Source organism: Streptomyces sirii (assembly GCF_045690365.1).
In the GTDB taxonomy this organism is placed as follows: Bacteria; Actinomycetota; Actinomycetes; order Streptomycetales; family Streptomycetaceae; genus Streptomyces; species Streptomyces sirii.
Genome location: NZ_CP147982.1, coordinates 5,282,692 through 5,292,719, shown reverse-complemented (window position 1 = coordinate 5,292,719; position 10,028 = coordinate 5,282,692). Strand labels below are relative to the sequence as shown.

7 protein-coding genes are annotated in these 10,028 nt (G+C 72.6%); all 7 read right to left on the bottom strand.

Annotated elements, in window-relative coordinates; translation table 11 throughout:
- Genes WAB15_RS23930 through WAB15_RS23900 form a run of 7 tightly spaced genes read right to left on the bottom strand, consistent with a single transcriptional unit; the run spans window position 1 to window position 9,401 of the window.
- Window positions 1–762 carry a 3-oxoacyl-ACP reductase family protein gene (locus WAB15_RS23930; RefSeq protein WP_407287499.1) on the bottom strand — a complete coding sequence of 254 codons (762 nt, stop codon included), beginning with the start codon at window positions 760–762 and terminating at the stop codon, window positions 1–3.
- Between the two features lie 15 nt (window positions 763–777).
- The gene (locus tag WAB15_RS23925) at window positions 778–3,660 is read right to left on the bottom strand and encodes an aminotransferase class III-fold pyridoxal phosphate-dependent enzyme (protein ID WP_407287498.1); all 2,883 of its coding nucleotides are present in this window, start codon (window positions 3,658–3,660) and stop codon (window positions 778–780) included.
- Window positions 3,661–3,683: 23 nt separating this feature from the next.
- The gene (locus tag WAB15_RS23920) at window positions 3,684–5,018 is read right to left on the bottom strand and encodes a beta-ketoacyl synthase N-terminal-like domain-containing protein (protein WP_407287497.1); all 1,335 of its coding nucleotides are present in this window, start codon (window positions 5,016–5,018) and stop codon (window positions 3,684–3,686) included.
- A gap of 4 nt (window positions 5,019–5,022) precedes the next feature.
- A complete protein-coding gene (locus WAB15_RS23915) occupies window positions 5,023–6,309 on the bottom strand; it encodes a beta-ketoacyl-[acyl-carrier-protein] synthase family protein (protein WP_407287496.1) in 1,287 nt (428 codons plus the stop codon).
- Complete coding sequence (locus WAB15_RS23910; RefSeq protein ID WP_407287495.1) at window positions 6,306–7,463, bottom strand: beta-ketoacyl synthase N-terminal-like domain-containing protein; 1,158 nt, start codon at window positions 7,461–7,463, stop codon at window positions 6,306–6,308. The genes WAB15_RS23915 and WAB15_RS23910 overlap by 4 nt, the downstream gene beginning before the upstream one ends.
- 7 nt (window positions 7,464–7,470) lie before the next feature.
- On the bottom strand, window positions 7,471–8,775 hold the full coding sequence (locus WAB15_RS23905) for a beta-ketoacyl-[acyl-carrier-protein] synthase family protein (protein ID WP_407287494.1): 1,305 nt from the start codon (window positions 8,773–8,775) through the stop codon (window positions 7,471–7,473).
- Window positions 8,776–8,822: 47 nt separating this feature from the next.
- The gene (locus WAB15_RS23900) at window positions 8,823–9,401 is read right to left on the bottom strand and encodes an acyl carrier protein (protein ID WP_399148768.1); all 579 of its coding nucleotides are present in this window, start codon (window positions 9,399–9,401) and stop codon (window positions 8,823–8,825) included.
- Window positions 9,402–10,028 lie beyond the last annotated feature (627 nt).

The window sequence follows — 10,028 nt, the reverse complement described above, 5'->3', positions numbered from 1 at the left end:
TCACGCCATCTTCAGTCCGCCGTCGACGTGGAGTACCTCGCCCGTGGTGTACGTGTTGCGGGGGCTCGCGAGGTACGCCACGGCGTCGGCGATCGTCTCGGGTTCGGCGTAGCTCTTCACCAGCAGCCGGCGCATGATCTCCTCCTCGCCGTGGCTGCGGATGGTGTCGGTCATCTCGGTGTTGATCACGCCGGGGGCGACGGCGTTGACCAGGATCCCGCGGGAGGCGAGTTCCACGGCCATCGCCTTGGTGAACGCCTCCAGCCCGCCCTTGGCCGCCGCGTAGTTGGACTGGCCGCGGCCGGGCTTGGAGGCCGCGGACGAGGAGATGTTGACGATCCGCCCGTAGCGGCGGCGCAGCATCAGCGGCGCCGCCGCCTGCACCGTGAGCATCGGGGCCACCAGGTTGGTGGCCAGCACCTCCTCGATGTCCTTCAGGCTCTGGTTGACCAGCAGTTCGTCGCGGGTGATCCCGGCGTTGTTGACGAGTACGTCCAGCCGCCCGAAGGAGCCGCGTACGCCGGTGAAGACCGCCTGCGGCACATCGGGGTCAGAGACGTCCCCCTGGAAGAGCTCGACTCGGCGGCCGAGTCCGGCGATCCGCTCGGCGACCTGCTCCGCCTCCCTCGTCGCGCTGCGGTAGTTGAGCGCGATATCGCAGCCGGCCGCCGCCAGCTTCAGGGCGATCGCGCGGCCGATGCCCCGGCTGCCGCCGGTCACCAGCGCCACCTGGCCTTCGAATTCCATGGTGTCCTCTCGCATCGGTGGGCCCGGTCCTCAGACCGAGTGCGCGCTCTTGTAGTCGGCGAGCCGCAGCCCGTGGGCCTTGGCCAGTGCGGCGATGTCGATGACCTGTTGGCGGCTGATGTTCCCGTAGGAGTAGTGGTGGTCGATGCCTGCCAGGCCCATCAGGGCCGTCTCCGCCATGCAGGCGAACAGCTGGCCGGCCTCCAGGAAGGCGCGCGCCGAGGGGTGCAGGCTCTCGCCGTGCGGGGTGGCGACGATGCCGCCGAGCATGTACGCCAGGTCGGGCCGCTGCTCGGCCAGGCCCGCAACGGCGTTGTTGGGCACGGCGATATCGCAGATCACCGTGTTCGGCGCGAAGTGCTCGCCGGTCAGGAACGGTTCGGGGCTGTTGGAGGCGCACAGCACCAGCTGCGCCTCCTTCAGGGCGGTACTGTCCTGGGTGACGGTCAGGAACGGGTCGCTGCCGTAGCGCTCCTGGAGGTACTCCGCGATCGCCCGGCCCCGGCCGGTGTCGTCGGCCGGGCCCTCGGCCAGCCACTTGGTGATCAGCGGCTCCTCGGCGAGCCGCGCCGGGATCCCGGTCAGCTCCCCGCCTTCCGCGATCCGCGACCAGCACTCCTGGTAGACGCCGTGCACGGTGTTCCGCAGCCGCCTGGCCGAGCCGTCCCGCCGGCTGCCGACCAGCACGATGCGGCCGAGCCGCTCGGCGAAGAGCTGGCTGTAGACCGAGGCGATGTTGCCGGCCGCGCCGACCACGGCCAGCGTGGCGTCCTCGACCCGCCAGCCGCGGTCCTTCGCGCCCCGCTCCATGGCCTGTATGCCCATCGCCACGGTCAGCGCGTTGCCGGAGGTCAGCGCGATCCCGGGGACCCGCAGCGAGGTGCAGTTGGCGGTGACGATGGAGGTGTACATCCCCAGGCCCGCCACCGCGCAGCCGTCGTCGCGGGCGGCTTGCACCCGCTCCTCGATGTCCGCGCGGATGCCCGCGACGTCCCCCGAGGCGAGGTAGCCGCCCATCTGCTCGGAGGCGACCATCAGCGGGTAGAGGGCGAACTCGACGGAGCTGCCGAGCGGCGAGTCGATCCGCACGCCGGGGTAGGGCGCCGCCGTCTTGACCGGGTCCATGCCGAGGACGAAGGAGCGCAGCGCCTCGTCGCCGAGGTCGGTGAGCGCCGGGTCCACCTGCCGCAGATGCGCCGGTTCGATGAGGTGGTTGAGGAACGCGACCTTGCGCACCGGCCCGGTCGCCGGGCGCCCCTCGCCCTGCTCGTAGCCGGCCACCGCGCCCCTGAAGTCCCGGATCTCCGCCCGCGGTTTGGGGATCCGCCGGTCGCTGGCCGGGTGGACCAGGTGCAGGGTGTCCTCGTAGCGCAGGATGCGGCAGAGCCGCTCCAGGGCCCCGCGCAGGTGCTCGATCTCCTCGTCGGTGAGGTACGCCGAGGGCTGGATGCGCAGCACGTTGCCGGCGCTGCCGGTCGGTGCGATCCGGATGCCTTCCTGGCGCAGCAGGTAGCCGGAGAGCAGATAGCCCAGCGAGCCGGTGTAGGCGCTGCCGCGCAGCACCATGGAGCGGGCCTCGCCCTGGTCCTTGAGCTCCAGGCCAATGAACAGGCCCTTGCCGCGGACGTCCTCGACGATGTCGGGGAAGGCCGCCTTAAGGCCGGTGAGCATGGCGGTGAGCTTTTCGCCGCGCTCGGCGACCCGCCGGTAGACCTCGCCGTCGTCCGCCTCCAGTAGCTCGACGACCTTGTGCCCGATGGACGAGGAGTAGTCGTCCATGGCGAAGGTCGAGCTGTGGATGATGTCGAACTCGTCCTGGTACAGCGACCGGCGGACCAGCATGGCGGAGATCTTGGCGAGCCCGCCGCCGAGCGACTTCGACAGCGCGTAGTAGTCGCCGCGCAGCCCGATGAGCGAGCTGGCCAGGAACGCGCCGCAGCGGCCCATGCCGCTCTGCACCTCGTCGAGGATCAGCGGGGTGCCGACCTTGTTGCAGAACAGCCGGATGGCGCGGCCCTGCTCGGCCGTCAGCGCGTGGATGCCGCCCTCGCCCTGCACCGGCTCGGCCAGGAACGCGGTGATGACCGGCAGGGCGCGTTCGACGACCTTGATCCGCCCGGCGTCGATCTCGGTGTCGAGCAGCGCCACCCGCTCCTCGTCGGCGATCGCGTCCAGGAGGTCGAGCCGGTCCATGGGCACGAAGCGCACCCGCGCGCCGAGGTTCGTGAACGGGGCGCGAAAGCCGCTGTTGTAGGTGAGCTGGACGCTGCCGACGAGCTTGCCGTGGAAGGACCGCTCCAGCGCCAGGAACAGCGGCCTGGTGGCGAGCGCCGCCGCGTTGTGGGCCTCCAGCGCCGCCAGCAGCGCGTCGATGCTCTGGTCCTGCGGCGCCCGCGCCCGGACGGCCGGCAGCCGGAAGGCGTCCGCGTCGAGGACGGCGTCCCCGCTGCGGACGGCCTCCCGTGCGGCCGCCGCGTTCTGGGCGATCTCGTCGGCGAGCGCGGTGGCCTGGTGCACCCGGACGAGTTCGGCGTGCTTGACGGCCGCCTCGACGGCCTCGGCGCCGCTGTTGCCGAAGGTGGCGACGTACGGCTCCTTGGCCGAGGTCTCCCGGCGGACGACGTCGCTGAGCGCGGCGCCGAGCCGGCCGGCCTCGCCGCGCAGCGAGAACTGCGCGTGCACGGCCGGGTTGCGGTCCAGCAGGGCCCGGGCGTGCGCGACGATCTCGGGGTGGTTGTGGCCGAGGATCAGCGAGCCGTAGCCGCCCATGAGGTCGAGGACCGGGATGTCCCTGCCCTGCTCGTCACGGTGGTAGAGGGTGTTGCCCTGCGCGCGGACGTACTCCACGTCCAGCCCCAGGGCGGCGAAGATCCGCCCCATCCGGGGCTGCACGAATGCGGTGAACTGCGACATGGTGATGGTGGTCCCCTCGTGCGTCAGGGCGTGTGCGGGCGCTGGGCGAGCAGCGCGCCGGCGAACCCGTTGAAGGTGCTGTGCAGGCTCAGCACGGAGTCGATCCGGCGCTTCCTGGGTGCGCCCATGACGAAGTCGGTGCCGTCGTCGGGCGGGGTGCGCAGATGGGCGATCGGCGGCAGCTCGCCCTCGGCGAACAGATGGGGCGCCAGGGCGAGTTCGGCCAGCGGACCGGCCGCGCCGAGCGTGCCGGTGACCGGGCGCAGCGAACCGACCGGGACGCCGCTGTCCTTCAGCAGCGCCCGCAGCAGCTCGGCCTCGGCGGCGTCGTGCGCGACGGTGCCCTTGCCGTCGGCGAGGACCGCGCCCAGGGTGTCGGGCGTCAGGCCGTGGTCGGCCAGCAGCCCACGGGGCCCTTCGGCGAGGGTGGACGGGCCGACGCCGCTGTCCACCGCGGGCCGCAGCGCGGCGCCGAGGAACTCCACCAGCGGCCGGGCGCCGCGCCGTGCGGCATCGCCGGCCCGCTCCAGTACGAGCGCCACCGCGCCCTCCGCCAGGACCGTGCCGTCCCGCTCCGCGTCGAAGCTGCGCACCGCCGCGCCGCCGGCGCCGCCCGCGCTCAAGTGACCGGCGCGGTACTGCGCGGCCAGCTTCAGCGGCTCGTTGTAGCTGCCCGCGCCGACCACCAGGGCCGTGTCGCAGTGGCCCTGGCGGAGGGTGAAGGCGGCGCGTTGCAGCGCCCCGAGCGCGGCACCGGCGTCCTGGACGAACGCGGCGCAGTCGCCGCGGAACCGCTGGGCGATGGAGACCATCGCCAGGGTGTTGTTGTTGAGCGACCTGATGACGGTGAACGGGTTGAAGGTGGCCGCGTTGCCGAACGCCTCGGCCACCAGCCGCTGCAGGTCCACCCCCGCCTGCGGGGAGGTGTCCGTCCGGGCCCGGTCGAGCGCCTTGTGGAAGGCGGCGGCGCTCAGCTCGGTGGAGTCGTCCTGGGCGACATAGAGCCCGCGGCGCTCCTCCGGGATCTCCTGCCAGCTCTCGCCGGCCTGCTCCATGGCGTCCTGCGCGGCGAGCACCGCGTTGAAGGTGAAGGCCGTGCCGAACTTCCGCAGCTTGTGCGGCACGCTCTCCCGGCTCTGCTGCTGCAGCTCGTCGGGGACGTGGCCGAAATGGGTGATCTTCTCGGTCCGTACGTAGGGGTCCCGGTAGGGGGTCAGCGCGGGCTGCGCCGCGCGCCAGGCCGACCACAGGGCCCGCGGCCCGCGACCGGTGGGCAGCACCGCGCCGATGCCGGTCACCACGACGGAGTCGGGGTCGAAGGAGCGGCCGGCGGGACCTCCGGGAGGGTTCGTGTTCACAAGGTCAGGAGTCATAACCGCGCACCACCAGACTGGCGTTGAGTCCGCCGAAGCCGAAGGAATTGCTCACTGCCACCGGCACTTCCTGGTGCCGGGCCTTGTCCGGGACGTAGTCGAGGTCGCAGGCCGGATCCGGGTTCTGCAGGTTCAGCGTCGGCGGCACGATGCCGTCGCGCACGGACAGCACCGTGGCGATCAGCTCGGGGGCGCCGGCCGCCGCGATCAGATGGCCCAGGGCGGTCTTGTTGGCGGTGACCGCGAGCCTGCGGTAGTGCCCGCCCCGGGCGAAGACGTCCTTGATCGCCCGGGTCTCGGCCGGGTCGTTGAGCGGGGTGGAGGTGCCGTGCGCGTTGACCGAGGCCACCTCGTCCGGCTCCACCCCGCCGTCGGCCAGCGCCCGGCTCATCGCCATCGCGGCGCCCCGGCCCTCCGGATGCGGCGCGGTGACCTGGTAGGCGTCCAGGGAGCTGCCGAAACCGGCCACCTCCGCGTAGATCGGCGCACCGCGCCGGCGGGCGCTCTCCTCGCTCTCCAGCACCAGCATCGCCGCGCCCTCCCCGGCGACCAGACCGCTGCGGTCGCGGTCGAAGGCGCGGCACAGCCGGTCCCCGAACAGCTCGGAAGTCGACGGCGCGCCCAGCAGGTGCAGGCCCGTCATCGTGGGCAGGTTCAGCACCGAGTCGGCGCCGCCCACCAGCATCGCGTCCACCTCACCGCGCCGGATCATCCGGAAGCCGTGGCCGATGGCGTGGGTGGCGCCCGCGCAGGCGGTGCTGTAGTTCAGCGCCGGCCCGCGCAGCCGGTGGCGGGTGGCGATACCGGCTGCCAGCGCGTCGTTGGTGCAGAACAGGCCGCTTGCGCGGTCGAGTTCGGCGCGCCGGTCGTACAGCGTCTGCCAGCCGGGCTCCCCGTCGTCCCCGATGGCGTGCAGGAGTTCATGGGCGTCGCGCTCCGGGACGCCCGAGCCGACGGCCGTACCGACCCGGCCCGGCGGGCGCGAGGCGTCGCCGGCGTCGAGCCCGGCGTCGGCCAGCGCCTGCCCGGCGGCCGCCAGACCGAACCGCATCCGCCGCTCCATCGGCCGGTCCAGGCCCTCCTCGGCGCCGTGGCGCCGGGCGAACTCCTCGTCGTCGACCGGCGCCGCATAGCGCACCGGGAAGTCCTCGACGCCCGGCAACCGCCAGGAGCGGATCGCCGAACGGCCCTCGCACAGGCCCTCCCACAACGTCTGCCGGTCGAGCCCCAGTCCGCAGACGGCGCCCATGCCGGTCACCACGACGCGGCGGCTCATGCGTCCCCTCCTTCCAGTACGACGGCACACACCTGGCCGCGCACCCCGCACGCCAGCGCCAGCACCCGCGGGATGTCCAGGTCCTCCTCGCGCACCGCGGCGCCGTCGGCCACCAGCCGGCGCCCGCCGGCCAGGCCGTGCAGCGCCAGCAGCACATGGGCGAGCGGATGGGCGGGGCCGAGCACGCCGGTGGCGGCGGCGGTGGTGCACTCCGCGGGCCGCTCGGCCGCGCCCGCGAAGACCGCGTCGAGCGCGGCGCGCTGGGCCCGCCGCCCGTCCGGCGTCCACACCGCGTCCGGCAGCACCCAGCCGATTCCGCCGGCGTCGGTGCCGGCCATCCGCAGCGCCGTGCGCACGGCCTCGGCGATCGCCTCGGTCCGGCCCGCGCCGTCCGCGCCGAACGCCCGCCCGTAGCCGGCCAGCCGGACCGCCGCCGCGGGCGCGTCCGGGGTCCGCGCGGCGAGCAGGAAGGCGGCCCCCTCGCCCGGGGTGGCCCCGTCCCAGCCCAGTTCCTCGTACTGCGGCAGCAGCAGCGGATGGACCTTGGGGCCGACCGCCCCGATGACCGCCGCCTCGTTCTCGCCCTCGGCGACCGACAGCACCCCGTCGACCAGGGCCTGCAGCCCCGCGTCGGAGAACGGCGAGTACGCGGCCATCGCCCCGGTCAGCCCGAAGACGGCCGAGATATGGGCGGCGGCGGTGCTGTTGAGGTGGGACAGGCCGCTGAACGGCGGGACCTCGCGGGCGTAGAGCGCCGCCACCGCGTCCGGCGAGCCGGCGGCCCTGCGCAGCCCGTCGAGCGCGGAGAAGCGCAGCAACTCCTCGTCCACCGTGGGCAGTCCGAGGTAGAGCCCCCAGCGTTCCCCGCCCACCGGCCCGCCGTGGCCGCCGAGCGACAGCCGGGCGCCGTAGAGCGCCATCCGGGCCTGCTTCTCCGAGGTGCGCAGCACCCTGCGGTGCACATCGAGCGTCGCGGCGTCGGGATCGTCGACGAGGAAGGCGTTCACCGCGCCGGGCCAGGGCGAAGCGGGCAGTCCGCTGGGCCGGCTGGTGTCCTTGCCGGCCACCAGGGCCTCCCACAGGGCGGCCGGGTCCGGCCCCGCCGCGGTGTACAGGCCGGGTGCGGTCAGCCGCACCGCGTCCAGGTTCGTCATCGCCCGCTCACCCGGCCTTGGCCAGGATCAGGGAGCAGTTCTGCCCGCCGAAACCGAAGGAGTTCGACAGCACGGCGCTCACCGGCGCCGACCGGCGCTCGGTGACGATGTCCAGCCCGCGCGTCACCTCGTCCGGCTCGGTGAAGTTCAGCGTCGGCAGCACGGCCTGGCGCTGCAGGCTGAGCACCGACAGCACCGCCTCGGCCGCGCCGCTGTTCGCCAGGGAGTGCCCCATGGCGGACTTGTTGCCGGTGACCGGGATACGGGCGGCCCGCTCCCCGAACACGGTGTGCAGCGCCGCGGCCTCGCAGGTGTCGTTGGCCTCGGTCGAGGTGCCGTGCGCGTTGACGTGGTCGATGTCGCCCGGAGTGAGCCCGGCTTCGGCGAGGGCGGCGCGGATGCACTCCGCGTAGTCCGCGCCGTCGCGGGAACTGGACGTCATCTTCACGGCCTCGGTCACCCCCGCGTACCCGGCGACCCGGGCCAGGATCCGTGCGCCGCGGGCCTCGGCGTGCGCCCGCGACTCCAGTACGAGGAAGGCGGCGCCGTCGCCGATGACGAAACCCGAGCGGTCCTTGTCGAAGGGGCGGCTGATCCGGCCGGCGTCCCGCCCGTCGTACGGGGCGAGCGCGCCCACCCCGTAGAAGGCGGTGACGGAGGTCAGCGTCGTCAGGCTCTCGGCGCCGCCGGCGAGCGCCACGTCCAGCGCGCCGCTGCGGATGTAGCGGTAGGCGCTGCCGATCGCCATACCGCCGGCGGCGCAGGCGTCGGCATGGGTCTCCAGGACGCCGGCCGCGCCGAAGTAGTCGGCCAGGCGCACGGTGGCGGTGTCCGGCTGGATCTGCTCGTAGCGCCGCGGGTCGGGCCCGCCCTCGTCGAGGTAGCCGTCCAGGTCCAGCGCGCCGCCCTCGAAGTCGATATGGGCGGCCAGGCCGGCCAGTTCGGCGGGCTCCATGACCATGCGGTTGCAGGCGAGGAAGACGCCGCCGCGCTCGGCCTGAAGCCGCCGGGGCAGACCGCTGCGCTCCCAGGCCTGGGCGGCGGCGTGCCAGGCGAGCGTCCCGGCCGGCCCCAGCGGCCCGGCCTCCTCGGGCACCGCGTCGGCCAGCGTCTGCCGGACGTCGGGGTCGATATGCGCGGAGACGGCGCAGGGCACCCCCCACTCCTTGTGGAGCGGGTGCTCGGCGATGAGGGTGTGCCCCTGCGCGAGATGATCGAATAAGGACTCGGGGTCGGTCAGCCGACCGGCCACCAGGCCGATCCCGGTCACCACGACCTCATGACCGGCCCCGTCGGATGTCTGGCGGTTCAATTGCGTTCCTTTCGCACGACGAGCGCCATCTGCGACTGCCCGCCGCCTCAGCCGACGGGCTGGGCGTGCCCCAGCGCCTCGAGTGCCGCGCGGACGCCGTCGGCCATCACCTCGTCACCGCCGGCCGGCTCCAGCGCCACACCGCAACCGGCGCACTGGGCCTTGCCGGAGGGGGCGATCTGCGCCTTGTCGGCGGCGCACTCGGTGCAGACCTCGGGCAGGTGGTCGAAGATCCGGTGGGTGAAGGCGGCCCAGTGCGCGCTGGTGGCCGCCCCGGCGACCTCGTACGGGCGCATCCCGGCGTGCACCTGCTCCTCGGAGTAGCCGAACGCGCTGCGCCGCAGCACCTCGGCGGCCAGCTCGGAGATGCCGCCCCGCTCGTCGTAGAGCCGCTCCGAGCCGCCGAGCGCCACCGCCAGCTGGTCGAGCACGTTCGACTTGGGCAGCGCCACGCCGAGCTTGGTCTCCATCTCGAAGCGGAACTCGACCAGGTCGAGCGATTCGGCGCCGAGGTCGGCGACGAGGGTGGCGTCCGCGGTGATCTCGTCGACACCGCTGCCCAGGACCTGCGCCAGGCCCTCTCGGACAATGTCGTGGATCTGCTCCGTCTCGAAGGGGTTCTGCATGGTTCTCTCCTCGTCTCTGCGCACTGCGGACGTATGGATACGCACTGTGGATGCGGCCGTTTCCAGCCATGGAAAATCCAGGGAAACGGCAGCGGAAGTTGCCTGGAGACGCGCTTCACCGCGCAGGTGAATCGTCGGGTCAGCGCCGGAACGAAAGGTTCGACAAAGGGCACTGGTAAGAACCTGAATAAACCCACGGCAAAACAGGCCGCAGCTACTGCGAGTAGACCCGCGCGAAGGTTTTTGAATTCAAGTCAGGAGTGCCCGACAAGAGGTGGCGGCCGCCGCGGCGGCACACTCGACCTAGGAGCACAGAAGGTCGGAACGCGCTTCCCAGCTGTGGGAAGGTCCGATTTCAGACAACCATTCAGACATCGCTGAAGGTGCTACACATGACATCCCCCGTAGCAAAAGATCCCCCGGTACCCGCATGCGCGGGAACAGGCCAAGAAATCGTCGGCGAGCACCTCGTCGTGATCCCCCACAAGGCCTGCGCCGCCTCTCCGAGAGGCGCGATAAAAACGTTACCAGAGCCACCCGGGGGCGTCACGCATATGTGCGATAGGTCACCTGACCCAATCGCATCCGGAAGGGATTAATCCAAAAGGTTCCATGGTAATAAGAACT

Coding starts and splice junctions, on each gene's coding strand:
- WAB15_RS23900 (WP_399148768.1), bottom strand. CDS start 9,401: ATGCAGAACCCCTTCGAGACGGAGCAGATCCACGACATTGTCCGAGAG.
- WAB15_RS23910 (WP_407287495.1), bottom strand. CDS start 7,463: ATGACGAACCTGGACGCGGTGCGGCTGACCGCACCCGGCCTGTACACC.
- WAB15_RS23925 (WP_407287498.1), bottom strand. CDS start 3,660: ATGTCGCAGTTCACCGCATTCGTGCAGCCCCGGATGGGGCGGATCTTC.
- WAB15_RS23930 (WP_407287499.1), bottom strand. CDS start 762: ATGCGAGAGGACACCATGGAATTCGAAGGCCAGGTGGCGCTGGTGACC.
- WAB15_RS23915 (WP_407287496.1), bottom strand. CDS start 6,309: ATGAGCCGCCGCGTCGTGGTGACCGGCATGGGCGCCGTCTGCGGACTG.